The following is a 19,184-nucleotide window of genomic DNA, read 5'->3' as shown; positions in this document are numbered from 1 at the left end:
AGTGCCCGTCGGTTAGCCGTCTCGCGAGAGGTAGCGCGCCAGCCCCGCGCTCGACGCCATCTCCACGACGCCGTAGGCGACGGCGGGCAGCGACGCGACGGTCGGCAGTCCGGCGGCCACGATAAGGGCGGCCGCCACCGCAAAGTCCCGCATTCCCACGGACAGCGTCGCCGCGATGCGCGTCGGCTGCGTCCCGCCCGCGCTGACAGCGTAGCCGAGGAGGTAGCCCGCGGCGTTCACCGCGACGACGCCACCGCCCACGGACACGAGGAGTCCGAGGTTCTCCCGGACGATGCTGGCGTTCGCGGCCGCTACGCCGGCCATCACGAGCACGACCATCACGGACGAGACGGCGGGGTAGACGCGGTCGTAGCGGCCGACCCGCTGCTCGTAGCGCGTCCGGAGGGCGACGGCGAGCACCATCGGACCGACCACGGCGACCGCTAGCTGCTCGACGATGACGACTGACCGAACGCCCACGCCACCGACGAGCACGTCGAGGACTGCGGGCACGAACGCGAGGCTTCCGACGCCGATGACGACGAGGGCGGCAGTCGAGAGGGCCGTGTCGCCACCTGACAGTTCGGTCATCACCGGCGTGACGAGTTCGGGCGTCACCGCGCCGAGCACGACGAACCCCGTCGTGAGCGCGGGCGGGAGGCCGAGCGCTCGTGCGACCGCGAACGCGACGAACGGCATCGCCGCGTGCCCGAGGAGGACAACGCCGAGCGAGCGTCTGTCGACGCGCCGGAACTCCGCCAGCGACAGCGTCAGCGAGATGCTCCCGATCATCACCGCGAGGATGACCGTCGAGTACTCCGTCAGCACGGCCAACTCCGGCGCCGCGAACCCGGCCACGACGGCGGCCAGGATCCACACGAGGAGGTAGTCCTCGACGAGGTCGACGGCGTTCACGGCGTCCCTCTCATGGACGCCAGTAGCGCACGGGGGGTCGTGAGTGTCGGGTATCCCAGCAGGACCCAAAGTGCACCAGCACACTCCCGCCCTTCATTCCACGAGCGCGGCGGCGACCGGCACGCCCGCGGCCAGCGGGAGTCCGACTGTCTCGGCGTCGACGTCCTCGGCCCACTTCTCGTACTCCTCTCGGGACGGGAACGCTCGCACGAACGGACAGACCGCGTCGTAGACCTCCCCGATGGTCGGCTCGTCGCTCGCCGAACCTGCGCCCGCCGCGACGCCGAAGGAGACCACGGCGTTGGCTGGCGTCGTCTCGATACCGTCTCCCGTCGCTCGTGCCCGCACCTCCTCGCCAGTGGGGCTCTCGGTCCGGATGTCGACCGCCCCGTCCACGATGTGCGCGAGCGCCACCGCGTCGTAGAAACACTGGAAGTACGTCGTCTCGCCGCCCCGCTCCGCGCGGTGTGGCGTCTCCTCGCCCGCGTGGCAGAGCTGTTCGACGTCGACGCCACCGCCAGCGAGCGACCGGATTTCCTCGACCCACTCGCCGAGCGTCACCGGCTTCCCACCTCCGAAGAATCCGCTCATCGTCTCCCGGAACGTGTCCGGGAGCGGCGCTTCGAGGACGCTGCCTCCGCCGAGCCAGTGGTCGTTCGTCTGATTCTCGCGCTGGACCGCATCGCGTTCGGCCGCGTTCTCCGGCATACACGATACTTCGAAGACGAAAGTACTTGTACTGTCGAGTCCGAAGCACCGAACCAACTGCGAGGAACCGAAGCCATGTCCGACACTCCCGCTCCCGACACCGAATTCGAGAACTGTTACTGCCAGCTCGACGGCGTCGTCGACCTGCTCAGCCGGAAGTACGCGATGCAGGTGGTCTGCGCCGTCGCCCATCTCGGCCCCGTCCGCTACGGCGAACTCTCCGACGCGTTCTTCGACGACGTGAGCAGTTCCACGCTGTCTGCGCGCCTCGAGGACCTGACTGCCGCCGGTCTCCTCTCCCGCGAGCGCTACGACGAGATTCCGCCCCGCGTCGAGTACGACATCACCGAGGACGGTGCGGAACTCAACGAACGCCTCGAACCGCTGCTCCAGTGGGCCGAGGACCACGACATCGGCGCGTAGGTGCGTTCTCCGTGCTCTCTACTGTGTGCTGACCACACCACCACCTCAGAATTCTATATCGCGACATACGATTTATTGGGTGTTGCGTAACGGCCTTGTTTCTCCCGCCCGGATAGCCTCTCGTGTGGCCGAACTCACCGGAAATCCGTCGAAGAGCGTTCCTCGCGGGGCTCGCCGGCCTCGCTGGCTGTTCGAGCCGCTCGTCGTCGGGTAAGCCGATCCTACCGGCGACCGCGACTGACCGTCCGGAGGGGGTCTACGTCCCGACGCACACCGCTCCGCTCCGGTTCGTTGACGTCGCCGAATCCGGTCGGCTGCGCTGCGCGCTCTGTCTCACCCATCCGCTCCGGTTCTGGGTGGTCACGGGGGCGCGAACGAGCCAGGTCGGGGCGAACGGCGACGTCCACCTGCTCGCGGTCGTCTGGGACGACGCGACCGGCCGCGTACTCTGTGGCGCGGAACCCCGGCTCACAGTCTCGAAAGGGGGCGAGGAGTTCTACGACGCCGCAGGCTGGCCGATGCTCTCCCAGCGCCTCGGCTTCCACTACGGCGACAACGTCGAACTCGGCGGCCCGGGAACTTACGACGTTCGGGTCAGGACCGCTCCGTCGAGCACGCGGTACACGGGCGAAATAGCCGGTATAGGCGCTGATGCGACGTTCCAGCTATCGATGGGGCTCTCCAGCGACACCCCCGACATCGGATTCGATAAACCGAAACGCGGTGGACAGAAGGGGTCTCTGGAGCCGCGACCCCTCGACGGCGTCCCAATTGCGAGCACGCCCGCTGTCGATGCTCTCCCGGGTGACCGGGTCGGCGTGCGCACGATGGGTGACGCGACGTTTGCGGTCACCGTGGTTGGAGACGGCGACGAGACCGCTGTCGTGGTCTCCCCGCGAACGCCGTCACTGACGCCGCTCCCGTTCATGACGCTGTTCGGCACGCTCCGCCGTGGGAGCGTGATGTTGCTCGACGCTACCCTGTCGCCGTCCCTCGATCCGGAACTCGGCTACCACTACGCCGCTTCCACACCTTCTGTCCAGGCCGGCGACGAGTTCGTCCTCGGCGTCGGTGCGCCACCCCAGGTCGCACGCCACGAGGGGTACGAGACAGCGTTCATGGGGACAAGACCACTGCAATTCTCGGTCTGAGGGGGAGTAGCGGGTCTTTGCAGCCGATATCCGGAATGAGACTAGCGACTCTGTCGGGTCTCGATAAATTCTATACCACGATATAGAAAGCCACCGCGGCAGGATTAGAGGCGCTGTTTTTCGGGCGGGGGTTCGCCTGTCTCGCCGTCTACTGGCTCAGAACCGACGGAACCACGAATAGGGCTGTGAGAATGGCAGTAACAGGGCCGAATCTCCTGAATTCGGCAGGCAATTGTCCAATACTTCCTCGATGCTCCCCTGGGTTCCGAGCGCTCGGGGCGGTCTCGCGCGCACGACTCCTTCTTGAATGGCTGTTTCCGGTCTGCACCCTGGTCGATCGCGGTGGACCTACCTCGAGATTCCAGCGACGACACGCCACTCCTGATTCTCCACGCTTAACACCGGCGTCGGTACCGATCTGTCTCCAGTCGTCTACCATTGCACTCGTTTCTCGATCTCCTCTCCTCCTCATTTGCTTGAATCCGTGAGTGCGTTCGGACTATTCGAGAATACCGGGCTCCCCCGGACAACTCGCGTTTGTGCCTTCCCCAAACTGATTGGTGGGTTCGGTGGCCAATCACCACCTGTTACTGGGGAGTAGTTCGCTACGCCTTCTGTTTCTGTACGCCCGAGGCGCACCGGCCAGACTGGTTGGCTCGGAAAACCGATTCTCCTCTGCTCGTTCCCACCCTACGAGCTCCATTCTCGATTTACGCGCTCCAGAATCTAGGAAGTAGTCGATCCAGCCACTCTACCCACTGTTTTGGCTGTCTTCTGCAGTCATCTACTTTTCCTCTATAAACTGAAAACCACGATATAGAATTAGTGGGGTTCAGGGAGAAACGCCCACAGCAGACCACGGGATTCAGGCTCTCCGATGGGCGCTACTGGCCGCGAGAACGCCTGAAACCCGCCACCCTGCCGCAGCACCAATCTTCTTGCCCCTCTATATCCGCTAGGGACAACCGAATGACCGACGCGCTCCCAGTCGTTGACGGACACAACGACGCCCTGCTCGCCCTCTGGCGCGGAGAGGCGACCCCGGGTGAGTTCCTCGACGGCCGCGACAACGGTCACTTGGACCTGCCACGAGCCAACGCGAGCGGACTCGCAGCCGGGTTTTTCGCGCTGTTCGTCCCCTCGGAACCCCGCTTCGCGCCCGACGCGGGTGGAAACCGCACGGAGACCGCGGACGGCTACCGGATCGAGTGCCCGCCGCCGCTCGCGTGGCCGTACGCGAAGCGCGCTACCGACGAGATGCTCTCACTCCTCGGGGAACTCGCAGCGGACGACCGTGTCATCCTCGTCCGAACTGCCGAGGACTTCCGGGCCTGCGTCGAGGGCGAATCGTTCGGCGTTGTCGTCCACTTCGAGGGCGCCGAGGCCATCCACCCCTCCATGTCGAACTTCGGGGCGTACTACGACGCCGGTCTGCGATCGCTCGGACTAGCGTGGAGCCGCCCCAACGCGTTCGCGGACGGCGTGCCGTTTCGGTACCCGAGTTCGCCGGACATCGGCGACGGCCTCACGGGCGCTGGACGGCGGCTGGTCAGGCGTTGTAACGACCGCGGCGTCCTCGTGGACTGCGCGCACCTCCCCGAACAGGGGTTCTGGGACGTCCACGACGTATCGACGGCGCCCCTTGTCGTCTCCCACACTGCCGCCCACGAGGTGTGCCCGCTCTCCCGGAATCTCACCGACGAACAGCTCGACGCCGTCGCCGACACGGACGGCGTCGTCGGCCTCACCTTCTCCGCGGGCGCGCTCCGGCCCGAAGACGGCCGAGACGCGGACTCTCTCGGCCTCGTCGTCGAGCACGTCGACCACCTCGTCGACCGAATGGGCGTCGACCACGTGGCCCTCGGTTCGGACTTCGATGGCGCGACGGTGCTCGACGTCATCGGCGACGTGACCGGCGTCCCCGGGATTCTCGGCGCACTGCGCGCCGCCGGCTACTCGGAGTCTGACGTCCGGAAGATCGCCTCGGAGAACTGGCTGCGGGTCTGCGACGCGACCTGGTAGTCAGTCGAGTTGAGCTGCGATTTCCTCCCCTGCAGCGTCGAGGAAGGCGCGCTCCTCGCCTTTCGGTACCGTCGCGCCCGCGGCGACCGTGTGGCCGCCGCCGTCGCCGCCGACCGCCTGCGAGGCCGCTCCCATCACCGCCGAGAGGTCGAGTCCGCGATTCACGAGTGCGGGTGTGCCGCGGGCCGACACCTTCACCTCCTCGTCGTTCTTGTTCCCGAATCCGATGATGGGGAGGTCGCTTTTCACGCCCTCCGCGCCCAGGGCCATTCCGGCGACGATGCCGACGATGGTCTCACGGATGCGGTCCTCCGCGTGGAACCACTGGAGGTCGTCCTCGACGGTGACGCCCTCGTCTTTCACCCACGACAGCCCCTCGGAGAGGTTCCGGCGGTGGGTGCGCAGCAGCTCACGAGCGGCCTCAAGCGGTTCGCCGCGTTCGCCGAGGCAGACCGCGAGACCCACGTCGCCGCGCTCGTAGCGTGCCGTCGCGTTCAGCAGCGTGGAGAACTCGCTCGCGTCCCGGAGCTCGGTACCGGCCTCCTCCTCGACGAGCGTGTACGTCGTCCCCACGAGATCCGTCACCTTCTCGCCGGAGACGCCGTTGCGCACTGCGCGCTTGACGAGCGCGCTCACGACCGTCTGGCGCTCGTCGTGGTCGAGACTCGCCCACGTCCGCCAGTCGCCGCCGTCGTGGAGGTCCACGTCGAGGCCGTCGAGGAACCGCATCGCGCCTCCCTGGTCGTTCGTGATGCCGGGGACGTACACCTCGCTGGCGTACTCCAGTAGTTTCGGCAGCGGGCGCGTCTGCGTGCCGTACAGCGCGAGGTCCTTCGCGGTGTCCAGCACGCCCGCAGCGACGCCCTCTTCGGCGATGGCGACGTTCGCGCCGACCAGTTCGCCGTTCACCGTCTGCATGTCACCGACGGCGCCGACCACCGCGAGCGCCGCGAGGTCCGTCGCGTCGGCGCCCAGCAGCGCCCGCGCGAGGACGTAGCTCGCACCCGCGCCGGAGAGCTCCTTCCCACCGTCGACGCCCTCGAGCAGCGGATTCAGGTGGAACTTCGTGTCTGCGTCCGCGGGCTGGTGGTGGTCGGCGATGACAGGCGTGAAGTCGCCCCTGTCTTCGTGTTCTGCGATGATATCCAGCTGCCCGCTCCCGAAGTCCGTGAACAGCACGGTGTCGTGGTCGTGGGCCGCGATGCCCGCGATCTCCTCGCTGTCGAGCTGTTTCGAGAACACCACGTCGTGGGTGATCTCCGCGCGTTCGAGCGCCGTCGACGCGATGCCCGCGCTCGTCAGGCCGTCCGCGTCGATGTGGGAGGCCAGCAACACGCTGTCGGCGTCGCGGAGGGCGTCCGCACAGGCGTCCGCCCGCGCTTCGAGTTCCGGGACCGGTGCGTCCATCGAGGGAATGTTGCGCGCCATCGGGTATAAACTGCGGGCCTCCCGCCTCGACGAACCCAAAACTGGCGATTCAGGCTACTAAAATCCAGAATCTCGGTGTATCGGCCGCCGAACAGCCACGTCCGGAGCTTCGCTGGAGGCGCTTCCATGCGCGCCGAGCGTAATTCTATATCGCGACATAGAATTTATCAGAATTCACCGTGCCGCTATCGACGAACTTCTCCAGGCTGGAGAAAAACGCCGCATCGATGACTCTTCCTCTCGAAATCGGCAGATTCGGCCGTCTCGAATACAGGGGGCTCCCGAAAATCAGCTACTGCGAGAACTCAGGCCGCGTCGCAGGCCGCTCGGACTAGCTGCTCGAAGTCCGCGTCCTCTGGCACGACGTCCACGTCGATACGGAGCGACTCGGCCGTCTCGCGGGTCGGCGGGCCGATGCAGCCGACCACAGCGTCGTCCAGTCCCGCTCGCGCGTCGGCCTCGATGCCGCGCTCGCGGGCGGCGTCGAGCCAGTGCTCGACCGTGAGCGACGACGAGAACAGCGCGGCGTCGAGGTCGCCGGCCGCAGCGAGTTCGGCGGACTCGCCGGCACCCGCGGGCCGGACGAGTTCGTATAGCACAGTCTCGTGTACGAACGCACCGGCGTCGTTCAGTCCGTCGGTGAGTTCGTCCGAGCCGTGGTCCGAGCGGGCGACTTCGACGCGCGCGTCGGCCACCTCGTTTGCGAGTGCGGCGACGAGCCCCGAACTCGTGTACTCCTCGGGGATTCGGTCTACCGTCCAGCCGGCGTCACGGCACGACTCGGCAGTGGCCTCGCCGATGGCGCAGAGCACAGTATCGCCCGGTTCCCACCCCTCGCTCGCGGCGAGTTCGACGCCGGTCTTGCTCGTGAGGAGCGTGAAGTCGGCGTCGTTCCGGGGGACCGCGCCCGTCGGTTCGACGGCGAGCATCGGGTCCGGGACGGGAGTCGCGTCCAGCGATTCGAGCAGGGCGACGGCGTCGGCGAGGCGCTCGTCGTCCGGGCGGAAGACGGCGACGTTCATCGCTCGTCCTCGGCCTCGGCCCAGAGCCCGGCGACGCCGCCGACGACGGTCACGGCGGGCGGTTCGATGCCGGCCTCGTCGCGGGCCTCGACGATACTTTCGAGCGTCCCCGTGGCGACCTGCTGCCCGGGGCGAGTTCCCTTCTCGACGAGCGCGACGGGCGTCTCGGGGTCCATCCCGGCGTCCCGGAGTTCCCGGGTGTAGTCGGGGAGTCTGCCGACGCCCATCAGCACGACAATGGTGCCGCCGGTGTCGGCGAGCGCCTGCCAGTCTACCGCGGACTCCGGCTTCGTCGGGTCCTCGTGGCCCGTGACGAACGAGACGCTGGAGGCGTGGTCGCGGTGCGTGACTGGGATGTCGGCTGCGGCCGGCGCGGCCACTGCGGACGTGACGCCAGGCACTACCTCGAATGGGATGCCGTGCGCTGCGAGATACTCCATCTCCTCGCCACCGCGCCCGAAGACGAACGGGTCGCCGCCCTTCAGGCGCACGACGTCGTCGCCGTCCTCGGCGAGTTCGACCATGCGCTCGTTGATCTCGGCCTGGGAGGTGCGCTCGCCGCCAGCGCGCTTCCCGACGTCCTCGCGCTTCGCCTCGGGAATCGCCTCGAGGATCACGGGGCCCGGAAGCTTGTCGTGGAGGACGACGTCTGCATCGTCGAGCAGCCGCTTCGCCTTCACCGTGAGGAGCTCCGGGTCGCCGGGCCCGCTGCCGACAAGGTACACGGTTCCGGGCATCTCAGTCCTCCCGGCGGGCCGCCTCGACGAGGTCGGCGGCGCCGCGCTCGCGCAGGTCGGCCGCGAACTCGCGGGCCTCGCTGGCGTAGTTCTCGGCGTCGAGGTCCCGGGTCTCCGCGACCCGCTCGCTGCCGTCCCGGCTGAACACCTGCACGGACGTCCGGACGATCTCGCCCTTCACGAGCGCGTAGATGCCGATGGGAGCGATGCAGCCCCCGCCGAGTTCCTCGAGGACGACGCGCTCGACGGTCGTCTCCACCCGCGAGCGGACGTGGTCGAGGGCGTCCCGCAGGTCGTCCACGACGTCGCTGTCGCGGCGCGCGGTGACGCAGAGCGCGCCCTGCCCAGCCGACGGGACGTGGCTCTCTTTGGACAACTCGGCGATGCCGACGTGGTGAATGAGGCCGGTGCGCTCGAGGCCGATGCGCGCCAGCACCACGGCGTCGTACTCCGTCTCGACCTCGCGTCCCATCGCGGACTGCTGGAGCGGCGACAGCGACTCGAACCACTCCTCGACGGTCTGGTCGTACTCCGCGTTCTTCCGGGACCCGTCCTCCTCGTCGTCCCGGTTCTCCTGGACGTTCTGGATACCGCCGCGGATGCTCTCGGAGTAGTCCCCGTTGTCCTGCTGGCGGCCGTCCTCGGCCTTGCGTTCCTTCTCGGCCTCCGTGCGGGCCTCGTGTTCGGCCTGCAGGGCGGGCGCGAGCAGCTTCTCGACGCGGGTGTCGACGTTGCCGCGGATGGGTTCGACGGTCAGGTCCGGTCGGCGCGCCTGCACCTGTGCGCCCCGGCGAAGACTCGCGGTGCCAACGACGCTCCCGGCGGGCAGTTCGTCGAGCGTCGCGCCGTTGGGGGTCACCAGCACGTCCGCGGGGTTGCCGCGCCGCGGGACGGCCGCCACGAAGAGGTCGTCGGGCATCTCCGTCGGCACGTCTTTCATCGAGTGGACGGCGGCGTCGACGTTGCCCTCCAGCACCTCCTGGTCGAGCGCGTGGACGAACGCGCCCGTCTTCCCGAGTTCGCTGATGAGGGCGTCGGTCACCCGGTCGCCCTTCGTCTCGACCTCCACGACGTCCACCTCGTGGCGCCGGTCGGCCAGCGTGCTCTTGACCTCGCCGGCCTGCCGGAGCGCGAGGTCCGAGCCACGGGAGGCGAGGCGCATCGGTTCGTTGCTCATACTGCTCCCTCGGCGCGCGCCATTGAAACCCCCTGCGTTCGCCGCCGGGGAGTTCCGGCAGTTTCATCGCCGGAACTCCGGCGAGCAGGCTGGTCGACGAGGCTCCCTGAACGACGGCCGAGGCGACTACCGCCGCGCCGACCCGCCGCCGAGTTCCGAGCGCCACTCCCGCAGTGACCCCGGCATCGCGACGAGGCTGGCGCGCTCGCGGAGGTAGCGCACGCAGAGCCACGTGCCCGCGACGACGGCCCCCACGATGAGCAGCGTGCCCAGCGGGTCGGGATCGATGACGTTCGGGTTCCCCTCGAAGAACAGGTAGATGCCCGCGACGAGCGCGACGTCCACGATGGCCGCGACCTGGGCGGCGCGAGCGCCCAGTCCCGACCAGCGACCGCCCGCCGCCTCGACCGCCCGCGAGTCCTGGATGAGCGCGAGCGGCAGCACGAGAAACGCGACGAGAGCGGGGGCGCCGAGCGCCACCGCGGGGATGGAGACGACGGCCGAACTCGTCGTCGACGTGGCGGCCTCGGGCACCACCAGCACGACGACGGCGACCCAGACGGCGCTCAACACCCAGAACGCGGTGATGGACGGGACGGCGGCGACCCAGTACCACCAGCGGGAGTCGACTCGGAGTTCGCTCACAGTCGTGGTTGGCACTCGCCCCTCTTGAAAACGTCCTATCCGGGTGGGCGCCCTACAGCGCCTCGCGGTAGGCGTCCAGCGTGCGCTCGACGTCCTCCGCCGTGTGGCCGTAGGCGACGAACTGGGACTCGAACTGGTTCTGGGAGAGCATGACGTTCCGGTCGAGCATCTGCGGGCGGAACACGCGGTTCCAGCGCTCGACGGCGGCGTTCCCGACGTCGGCGCCGTTCTTCGGGCAGGCGTCGAAGCGCTCGCAGTCGGGGTCCTGCCGGCAGCCGTCCTCGCAGGGGCCGGACTGGGCCTCGCCGCCCCGCGTGAACACGACTTTGAACAGGCTGTCCGTGCCGACGACGGTGTACTGGGGGGCCTGGTCGGCCACTATCTCCTGGAGCCCCTCGCGGAGCCGTCGCCCGATACCGTTCACGTGCTCGTAGACGTCGTTCTCCGCGGCGTAGCGCAGCGTCTCGTGGCCCGCGGCCATCGTCACGGGGTGGCCGGAGAACGTCCCCGCCTGGAAGACGTTGCCGACCGGCGTGAACTCCTCCATCAGGTCCGAGCGGCCCCCGATGGCGCCCACCGGGAAGCCGCCGCCCACGATCTTCCCGAACGTCGTGAGGTCGGGCGTGACGCCGTACTTCGACTGCGCGCAGCCGAGGCCGCCGACGCGGAAGCCTGTGATGACCTCGTCCCAGACGAGTAGCGCGCCGTGGTCGCGGGTGAGGTCACGGAGCGTCTCGTGGAAGCCGTCGACGGGTTCGACGATGCCCTTGTTCGCGAGCAGCGGTTCGACGAGCACGCAGGCGATGTCGTCGCCGTGCTCCTCGAAGACGCGCGTCGCCTCGTCGGCGTCGTTGAACGGCACGGGAATAGTGTGTTCGGCGAACGACGCGGGGATGCCCGCGCTCGACGGGCCGTGGTGCTCCGCGTCGCCCTCGACGAGCGTGGACTCCTGGGCGCCGTGGTAGCCACTCTGCATGACGACGATCTTGTCGCGACCGGTGTAGCCCCGCGCCAGTCGTACTGCCGACGTGGTCGCCTCAGTCCCGGAGTTCACGAACCGAACCATCTCCACGCTCGGCACGTGGCGCGCGACGAACTCCGCGTGCTCGACCTCGAGTTCGGTCGGCATGCCGTACATCGGCCCCTCGCTCGTGCGGCGCTGGACGGCCGCTTGCACGGGGTCCGGGAGGTCGTGGCCGAGCAGCAGCGGGCCGAGCCCCATCACCCAGTCCACGTAGCGGTTCCCGTCGACGTCGACGACGTGGCCGCCGTCGCCCTTCCGCACGAACGTCGGGTACGGCTGGGGGGCGGCGCGCACGGCGGAGTTCACGCCGCCGACGAGCACGTCGAGCGCGCGGTCGTAGCTCTCGCGCGAGCTCTCCCGATTCATGGGCGGAGGTTGGCAGGGTCGCGGAAAATAGGTGTCGGGTCGGCGTTCGGGACCGACCCTCATGAACGGGTACGAAAACGGGCTGCGGCGGTAGAAGCACCGGCCGCCCGGAGGCACGTCCGGCGGCCGTGAAAGTAACAACCCGGCTTGTTCGTGCGTCGGTCTCACCTCCGGGTCGACGCGCGACCCACTGGTGGACGAGCGCGACGGTTCGCAGTCGAACTGTGACCGTTCGTCTCGTGCATCGGCAGTTCGTGGTACGGGCTCACACCACCTAAAACTTCGCCAGACAATCGTCCAATAATATAGCCGATGGGTTACAGAGCGAACGGAATACAAGCGAATACAGTCAGTATAAGGTTGTATTTCGTGAGAAACCGAGACGTTTGACAAGTAGAAATCGAACGGACGTGGCACGCCCACAGCGGGAGACTACAGGTCGGTCGCGCGCTCGACGTCGGCCGCGCTGCGGGAGACGACGGCGGCGGCGTCGCTACTCGGGGCGTCGTGAACGGAGAGAATGGGGGTCTACTGCCGCGAACCCACGTGAGTCGGGGACCGTGCGGCCGTCACCGGAACGCTCGCCGGCTCAGACCGCGTCCGGTCCCTCGATGCCGGTCCGGACCTGCACCGCGCTCTCGACCGGGAGGACGAAAATTTTCCCGTCGCCGGGCTCGCCGGTGTCGGCAGCCTCGCGGATGGCCTCGACGACCTCCTCGGCGGGGATGTCGGCGACCACGCACTCCACCTTCACCTTCTGGTGGAGGTCGACCGTGTACTCCTCGCCGCGCCACTGCCCAGTCTTGGCGGGCTGGCTCCCACGCCCGGAGACGTTCGTCACCGTGATGCTCGGCGCGCCGACCTGCGCGAGCGCGGTCTTCACCTCCCGGAGGCGGTCCGGGCGGACGACGCCCACGACCATCTTGATGCCGCCGTCGTTCGGGGTACTAGCATCGGCTTCAGCAACGTCCTCACCGCCGTCGGTGCGGAGTTCGTCCACACCACCATCGGTGCGGAGGTCGTCGTCATCGACGTCCCCGCCGTCCGCACGCACCTCGCCGCCGTCGACGGCGGCCGGGGTCCGGTCGGAGGCGGAGTCGCCGACGAACTCGGGGTAGACGGTGACGCCGTGTTCGCCGCGGTCCAGCCCGAGGTCCTCCTCCTCGTCGCTGACCCGGAGGCCGAACAGCACGTCCGCGATAGCGAGCACCACAGCCGAGGCGGCGATGGTCCAGCCGGCGATGACCGCGACGCCGACGACCTGCATCGCTAGCTGGTCGAGGCCGCCGAACGCCCACGCGTCGCCCAGAATCGAGGCTCCGGCCGAGTCGGCGGCGAAGACGGGGATGAGGATGGTCCCCACCGCGCCCGCGGCGCCGTGGACCGCGAAGACGCCACAGACGTCGTCGATCTTGAGGGAGTCGACGACCCAGCGGTAGGTCGGCAGCACGAGCGCTCCCCCGATGGCGCCGATGACGAGGCCGCCCCACCAGGTGACGTGCGGGACCGCGCCCGTCACGGCCACCAGGCCCGCGAGCAGGCCGTTGGCCATCCAGAGTGGGTCGGGCTTGCCCTGGCGGGCGGTCGACACCAGCATGGCGGCGACAGCGCCGGCGCCCATGCCGAGGGTCGTCACGAGCGCGACGCGGCCGAGCGCGGCACCCATGAAGGCGACGCTCCCGTCGTCGGCGACGGAGAGTATCGTCGCCTGCGTGCCGACGTTGAAGCCGTACCAGCCGAACGCCAGGATGAGCGTCCCCAGCACCGCCAGCAGCATCGAGTGGCCGGGGATGGGCTGACTGTCGCCGTTCTCGTCGAAGCGGCCCCGGCGGGGGCCCACCATCCTCGCGGCGACGAGGCCCGCGAGGCCGCCGCACATGTGGACGACGGTCGCGCCCGCGAAGTCGAGGTAGCCGACGCCGAGCACGTCGGCCACGAACCCGTTGTTGGCCGGGTCGGTGGCCAGCGCCAGCAGCCCGCCGCTCCAGGTGAGCCCCTGGACGACGGGGTAGATGAGGCCGGTCAGCGTGGCCGCGAACAGGACGTACGCGCGGAAGTCCATCCGCTCGGCGACGGCGCCGGAGACGATGGTCGCCGCCGTCATCGCGAAGACGGCGCCGAAGACCCAGTTGATCCAGCCGTTCGACCCGGGCGCCCCGATGTAGGAGAACGCCGCCGCGAGGTCGAACGCCGCGCCGGAGGTCAACATTCCGACGACGCCGGCGACGCCGGCGCCGACGAGGAAGTACACCAGCACGCCGAGCGCCCAGTCGGTCATGTTCTTCATCAGGACGTTACCGACGTTCTTCGCACGCACCTGCCCGGCCTCCAGCAGCGCGAACCCCGGCTGCATGAAGAAGATGAGGAACGTGACGACGAGCACCCAGACGGCGTTGATGCCGTTGGCGACGGTGGCGTTCACCATGGTTCCACCAGTGGACGTACGTTGCGAGTTTCGGGCGAATCTAGCGTGTTCGTTTCGAACATGGACAGAACAGTGGCACAACGTCTTCGCACCTAAAGGTTTGCTCGACAATCGCACAATTATAAGGGTAGTAGGTGGACGGTCGTCCGAACTACAAGCGTATTAGGTGGATATAAGGTTGTATTCCGTCCAGAAAACGGGACGCTCGTCCACTGGGACTGGACGAACGTTGTGGAAAGTGTTGCCGGAAGCGGGCTGGTTCGGGCCCGCGCGCCGTCCCAAAGCGGAGGGAGCCACCCTCGGCTGACGGCTGCAGACATCGGCCCAGTCCGCCACACTTCCGACGAAATTGGGTCCGAGTTCCGGCGGAGTAGGCTCGTAGCTCCCCCAGAATCCCGGAAGAACTCGGAAAACCGTCATGAGTGGAAAGGGTGACGGTGTGGATGCACTATGACCCAACCCGACGACGCAGACGACCGGCACAGCCGCCGCAGGTTCCTCGGACTCGCCGCGGCGGTCGGCACGGCCACAATGGCCGGCTGCGCAGGCCAGAACTCCGGCGGCGGGGCGACGACGGAATCGACCACGACGACGGCGGCGCCCGAGCCCGCGCCGGACGTCCCGCTCCTCAACTACGCGCTCACCCTCGAACACCTGGAGAACGCGTTCTACCGGGAGGGCCTGGAGACGTTCAGCGACGAGGAGGTGATGGGCGCCGACGCGCTCTCCTCGTTCGGCGAGACGGTCCGGATGGAGGTGCCGGAGTACCTCCGGACGGTCGGTGACCACGAGGCCGCTCACGTGTCGGCGCTTTCCTCGACCGTCGAAGCGCTCGACGGGACCCCCGTCCAGGAGGGCGAGTACGAGTTCGGCTACGAGACGCCGAGCGAGTTCCTGGCGGTGGCGAAGGCCCTCGAGAACACGGGCGTCGCGGCCTACGCCGGGGCCGCACCACAGGTCGTCAACAACGAGGTGCTCGCGGCGGCGGCCGGCATCCACAGCGTCGAGGCGCGCCACGCGGCGTTCCTCAACTTCGTCGGCGACGACTCCCCGTTCCCGGCGGCCGTCGACGAGGCCAAATCCGTCTCGGAAGTGCTGGAGATCGCGGGCCAGTTCGTCACCTCGGAGGTCGACCCGAGCGTCTACGAGACCGGCGAAGACCGCCCGACGCACGACCGCAAGGCCGACGACGACACGAGCGACGTGAACGTGCTCAACTACGCGCTGACGCTCGAGCACCTGGAGAACGCGTTCTACCGCGACGGTCTGGAGCGGTTCAGCGACGAGGAGCTGATGGGGGCCGACGCGCTCTCCTCGTTCGGTGACCACGTGCGGATGAAGGTCCCCGGCCACCTCCAGATGGTCGGCGAACACGAGGCCGCCCACGTGAGCGCCATCGCGCAGACCGTCGAGGACCTCGGCGGAACGCCCGTCGAGGAGGCCACCTACGACTTCGGCTACGAGACGCCCAGCGAGTTCCTCGGTGTCGCCAGAGCCCTCGAGAACACGGGCGTCGCGGCCTACAAGGGCGCCGCACCGACCGTATCGAACGACGCGGTGTTCTCGGCCGCCATCGGCATCCACAGCGTCGAGGCGCGCCACGCGGCGTTCCTCAACGAACTGAACGCCAGTTCACCGTTCCCGATGGCCGTGGACGAACCGAAGACGATGGCCGAGGTCACGGAGATCGCCGGCCAGTTCGTCGTCGAGGAGTGAGCCGACGGGGGGACACCGGCCGAAGCCGACGGCCTTATCTACTCGCTGTCGGACGTCGCTACCAATGGAGGCGGTCCTCTGGTACGTGCTGTCGAGCACTCGTGGCAGTGTGAACCGCGTCCGGATTCTCCGCGCGCTCGACGACCACCCGCGTAACCCCAACAAGCTGGCCGAGGGCCTCGACCTCAACTACGACACCGTCCGCCACCACCTCGACGTCCTCGCGGACAACGACGTGGTGACGGCCAGCGGCGACGACTACGGCGCGGTCTACCTCCCCTCGGAGACGGCCCGCGACCACTGGGACACCATCGAGCGCATCATCGACAAACTGGACTGACCATGACCGGACACACACGCGACCCACGCGACGACCCACGACGGGTGACCCGCAGATGACCGAACTGATAGACTTCGCGCGGTTCGCGACCGCCGCGAACGTCGTGTTCCTGGCCGCGCTCGCAGCCGTCTGGACGAAGAACTACCTGCGACTGCGCTCGAAGCACACGCTCGGCCTCCTCGTGTTCGCCGTGCTCCTGCTCGGCGAGAACCTGTTCGCGCTCTACTACTACCTCGTCGACCCGGAGCTATCGGTCTGGTTCAGCACCGCGGTCCCGGACGTCGCGTGGCACGCGATGCTCCTGTTCCACGGCCTCGAACTGCTCGGCATCGGGTTCCTCACCTGGGTCACGCTGGACTGACCGTAGCGCCGGTCAAGCATTCCCGCAACTACCGCGTCGGTCCGGCACCCTCGCCACGACCCCGTCGACACCCGCGCTCAGAGTGTCTTCGCTACGTCCTCCGCGAAGTAGGTCACGATGAGGTCTGCCCCCGCGCGCTTGATGGATAGCAGGCTCTCGCGAGCGGTCGCCTCGATGTCGAGCCACCCCCGGTCGGCGGCAGCGTGGAGCATCGCGTACTCCCCGGAGACGTTGTACGCCGCGACCGGTCGGTCGAACTGCTCCCGCACGTCCGAGACGACGTCGAGGTACGGGAGCGCGGGCTTCACCATGAGCACGTCCGCCCCCTGCTCGACGTCGAGGGCGACCTCTCGACTCGCCTCGCGGCGGTTCGCCGGGTCCATCTGGTAATGCCGCCGGTCCCCGAACGCGGGTGCACCGTCCGCCGCGTCCCGGAACGGCCCGTAGAACGCCGACTCGTACTTCGCCGCGTAGGACATGATGGGCACGTCCGAGAACCCGGCGTCGTCCAGCGCCTCGCGGATGGCGGCGACCATCCCGTCGGTCATCGACGAGGGCGCGACCATCTCTGCGCCCGCCTCGGCGTGCGAGACGGCCGTCTTCGCCAGCAGGTCCAGCGTCTCGTCGTTCTGCACTGTTAGGGTTGGGTCCTCGGCGGCGTCGTGCTCGACCACGCCACAGTGGCCGTGGCTCGTGTACTCGCAGAGGCAGACGTCTGTGACGACGTAGGCGTCAGTCTCGCTCGTGATGCGGCGGGTCGCCTCCTGGACGACGCCGTCCTCGGCGTACGCGCGGGTGCCGCGCTCGTCCTTCGACTCGGGGATGCCGAACAGCATGACGGCCTCCACGCCCGTCTCCAGGACTTCCTCGACGCGCGCGACGGCGTCGTCGAGCGGGACGCGCTCCTGGCCCGGCATCGACTCGATGGGGCGGCGCTCGTCGGCGGTGGCGTCGACGAACACCGGCGCGACGAAGTCCGAGGGTGAGAGCGTCGTCTCCGAGACGAGGCCGCGGACGCCGTCCCGGCGCAGGCGACGCGGTCGGTCCGTGAGGTTCATGGACGGGACTCCGGGCCCAGGGACAAAAGGATTCGCGGAACCGGCGGACAGTCATCGTAGACGCCTACAGAACTGCAGTTGCCGACGTTGACGCCTGTAAGCCCTCGCACCGCTCGACTCCCGGGACTCGTTGTGCGCCTCACTCCCTCCAGTCGTTCGGTGCTCACTTCGTCCGGGTTCGTCGAGGTGCGCTCGCCCTTACAATCCGCCAGGAATCGGAGATTCCTGAGGTCTCGGGAGCGCTTCGCTCTCCCTGCGACCGCCAGGCGACCGGTTGTCGCGCTGGCTGAATCTATCGGTTGGTGCGCGGTCCGAAACCCATCGTCGCCGCCCGGTTTCACAACAGTCTTGGCCGCACCCCGACACCCGCGACTGTGAACCGCGACCGACTCCAGTTCTACGCGCTGTACGTCACGCGGTTCGCGGGCGGGTTCGGCTTCAGCGCGCTCGCGTTGCTGCTCCCGAAGTACGCCAACGAACTGGGGGCGTCGGGGCTGATGCTGGGTCTGTTCTTCACGGGGTTCACGGCGACGCAGGCCGTCGCCGTCGTGCCCCTCGCGTGGGCGGGCGACCGCTACGACAAGCGCGACGTGCTCCTCGCATTACTCGGGTTCGGCGTGGTCGTTTCGGCCGCCTTCGTCGTCGTCGACTCGTCGTGGGAACTCGTCGCCGTGCGCGGTGGCCAGGGCATCCTCGCCACCGGGATGGGGCTGTTGAGCCTCGCGCTCGTCGGCGAACTCGCGACGAAGGAGACGCGCGCGAACCACATCGGGAAGGCGAACGCCTGGCGGTTCGCGGCCTCCCTGCTCGGGTTCGCCGCCGCCGGTGGCCTCTACGACCTCTACGGCTTCGGGCCGGTGTTCTACCTCCTCGGCGCCCAGTTCGTCGTCGCGTTCGTCGCGGTGTGGATGTTCCTCGACGCCGACGACACCCGCATCCGGGGGTTCCCGTTCAGCGACCTCGCGGTGAACCGCCGCATCCTCACGCTGACGAGTTTCCGGTCGCAGTACGCCGTCGCGGTGACGCTCGTGCGCTCGTGGGTGTCAGTGTTCGCCGGCCTCACCGTCGCGGAGGGCGGACTGGCCTACAGCGGCGTCGTGGTGGCCGTCGTGCTCGGCGCGGAGAAGTTCACCAACATGCTCTGCCAACCGCACACGGGCACGCTCTCGGACCGCTACGGGCGCTCGCTGTTCGTCGCCGTCGGCGGCACGGCGTACGGCCTCGTTGCACTCACCGTGCCGTTTACGCCTGCCGTCGGCGCCGCCCTCGGCGCACCCACCTTGTTCCCCGTGCTCGGGTCTCTGTCGCCCGCGTTCGTCCCGCTGCTAGTGGTGAACGGCCTGCTCGGCGTCGCGGACTCCTTCCGGGAGCCCGCGAGCATGGCGCTGTTCGCCGACGAGGGCAGCGACGGCGCCGGCGTGGCCTCCTCGTTCGGCGTCCGGGAACTCGTCTGGCGGCCCGGGAGTGTGCTCGCGCCGATGCTCGGCGGCGCGCTCATGTCGCAGTTCGGCATGGAGTGGGCGTTCTACGTCGGCGGCGCGTTCGCGCTCACGGGCGTCGCGACGTTCCTCGGCGTGCTCACCCACTCACACGGCCGCGACGCACTTACGGAGTGGTAGCTGGTACCGTACCGAACTATCGGGGCGCTTAGTGAAACTCCGTTCAG

The 19,184-nt window shown here is 68.3% G+C and carries 17 protein-coding genes; 7 read left to right on the top strand and 10 right to left on the bottom strand.

The window, feature by feature from the left end; all coding sequences use genetic code 11:
* Positions 1-12: 12 nt before the first annotated feature.
* Both HALDL1_16355 and HALDL1_16350 read right to left on the bottom strand, forming a co-directional pair.
* Complete coding sequence (locus HALDL1_16355) at positions 13-915, bottom strand: sodium-dependent transporter (GenBank protein AHG04995.1); 903 nt, start codon at positions 913-915, stop codon at positions 13-15.
* A gap of 93 nt (positions 916-1,008) precedes the next feature.
* Positions 1,009-1,623, bottom strand: a complete 615-nt coding sequence (locus tag HALDL1_16350) for an alkylmercury lyase (GenBank protein AHG04994.1) — start codon at positions 1,621-1,623, stop codon at positions 1,009-1,011.
* A gap of 75 nt (positions 1,624-1,698) precedes the next feature.
* Here HALDL1_16350 and HALDL1_16345 point away from each other — a divergent pair, with 75 nt between their 5' ends.
* From HALDL1_16345 to HALDL1_16335, 3 genes are all read left to right on the top strand, one after another.
* Positions 1,699-2,046: a transcriptional regulator gene (locus tag HALDL1_16345; protein AHG04993.1), complete on the top strand. Its 348-nt coding sequence runs from the start codon at positions 1,699-1,701 to the stop codon at positions 2,044-2,046.
* Positions 2,047-2,168: 122 nt separating this feature from the next.
* On the top strand, positions 2,169-3,197 hold the full coding sequence (locus HALDL1_16340) for a hypothetical protein (protein ID AHG04992.1): 1,029 nt from the start codon (positions 2,169-2,171) through the stop codon (positions 3,195-3,197).
* 969 nt (positions 3,198-4,166) lie between these two features.
* A complete protein-coding gene (locus HALDL1_16335) occupies positions 4,167-5,219 on the top strand; it encodes a peptidase (GenBank protein ID AHG04991.1) in 1,053 nt (350 codons plus the stop codon).
* On the opposite strand, the gene HALDL1_16330 is transcribed toward HALDL1_16335, so the two are convergent.
* From HALDL1_16330 to HALDL1_16300, 7 genes are all read right to left on the bottom strand, one after another.
* Positions 5,220-6,626, bottom strand: a complete 1,407-nt coding sequence (locus HALDL1_16330; protein AHG04990.1) for a recombinase RecJ — start codon at positions 6,624-6,626, stop codon at positions 5,220-5,222.
* Positions 6,627-6,952: 326 nt separating this feature from the next.
* Positions 6,953-7,669 carry a uroporphyrinogen III synthase gene (locus HALDL1_16325; protein AHG04989.1) on the bottom strand — a complete coding sequence of 239 codons (717 nt, stop codon included), beginning with the start codon at positions 7,667-7,669 and terminating at the stop codon, positions 6,953-6,955.
* Positions 7,666-8,406 (bottom strand): uroporphyrin-III C-methyltransferase, encoded by a 741-nt coding sequence (locus tag HALDL1_16320; GenBank protein ID AHG04988.1) that lies wholly within the window; start codon positions 8,404-8,406, stop codon positions 7,666-7,668. Before HALDL1_16320 ends, HALDL1_16325 begins: the two co-directional genes overlap by 4 nt.
* A gap of 1 nt (position 8,407) precedes the next feature.
* A complete protein-coding gene (locus HALDL1_16315; GenBank protein AHG04987.1) occupies positions 8,408-9,583 on the bottom strand; it encodes a porphobilinogen deaminase in 1,176 nt (391 codons plus the stop codon).
* Between the two features lie 126 nt (positions 9,584-9,709).
* Positions 9,710-10,228, bottom strand: a complete 519-nt coding sequence (locus tag HALDL1_16310) for a hem operon protein (GenBank protein AHG04986.1) — start codon at positions 10,226-10,228, stop codon at positions 9,710-9,712.
* A 52-nt stretch (positions 10,229-10,280) separates the two neighbouring features.
* Positions 10,281-11,618: a glutamate-1-semialdehyde aminotransferase gene (locus HALDL1_16305; GenBank protein AHG04985.1), complete on the bottom strand. Its 1,338-nt coding sequence runs from the start codon at positions 11,616-11,618 to the stop codon at positions 10,281-10,283.
* A 589-nt stretch (positions 11,619-12,207) separates the two neighbouring features.
* Positions 12,208-14,043 (bottom strand): ammonium transporter, encoded by a 1,836-nt coding sequence (locus HALDL1_16300; protein AHG04984.1) that lies wholly within the window; start codon positions 14,041-14,043, stop codon positions 12,208-12,210.
* 450 nt (positions 14,044-14,493) lie between these two features.
* On the opposite strand from HALDL1_16300, the gene HALDL1_16295 reads away from it, so the two are divergent.
* The 3 genes from HALDL1_16295 to HALDL1_16285 all read left to right on the top strand — a co-directional run bounded on the left by HALDL1_16295 (position 14,494) and on the right by HALDL1_16285 (position 16,460).
* On the top strand, positions 14,494-15,759 hold the full coding sequence (locus tag HALDL1_16295; GenBank protein ID AHG04983.1) for a hypothetical protein: 1,266 nt from the start codon (positions 14,494-14,496) through the stop codon (positions 15,757-15,759).
* Positions 15,760-15,823: 64 nt separating this feature from the next.
* Entirely contained in the window at positions 15,824-16,099 is a 276-nt protein-coding gene (locus HALDL1_16290; GenBank protein AHG04982.1) for a DNA-binding protein, read from the top strand.
* Positions 16,100-16,154: 55 nt separating this feature from the next.
* On the top strand, positions 16,155-16,460 hold the full coding sequence (locus tag HALDL1_16285; GenBank protein AHG04981.1) for a hypothetical protein: 306 nt from the start codon (positions 16,155-16,157) through the stop codon (positions 16,458-16,460).
* Positions 16,461-16,537: 77 nt separating this feature from the next.
* Here HALDL1_16285 and HALDL1_16280 read toward each other — a convergent pair whose 3' ends face one another.
* Positions 16,538-17,518: a delta-aminolevulinic acid dehydratase gene (locus HALDL1_16280; GenBank protein ID AHG04980.1), complete on the bottom strand. Its 981-nt coding sequence runs from the start codon at positions 17,516-17,518 to the stop codon at positions 16,538-16,540.
* Positions 17,519-17,892: 374 nt separating this feature from the next.
* Here HALDL1_16280 and HALDL1_16275 point away from each other — a divergent pair, with 374 nt between their 5' ends.
* Positions 17,893-19,137, top strand: coding sequence for an MFS transporter (locus HALDL1_16275; GenBank protein ID AHG04979.1), 1,245 nt, complete (start codon positions 17,893-17,895; stop codon positions 19,135-19,137).
* Positions 19,138-19,184 lie beyond the last annotated feature (47 nt).

It is taken from the genome of Halobacterium sp. DL1 (assembly GCA_000230955.3).
In the GTDB taxonomy this organism is placed as follows: Archaea; Halobacteriota; Halobacteria; order Halobacteriales; family Halobacteriaceae; genus Halobacterium.
This window is presented reverse-complemented; position numbering and strand designations above follow the sequence as displayed.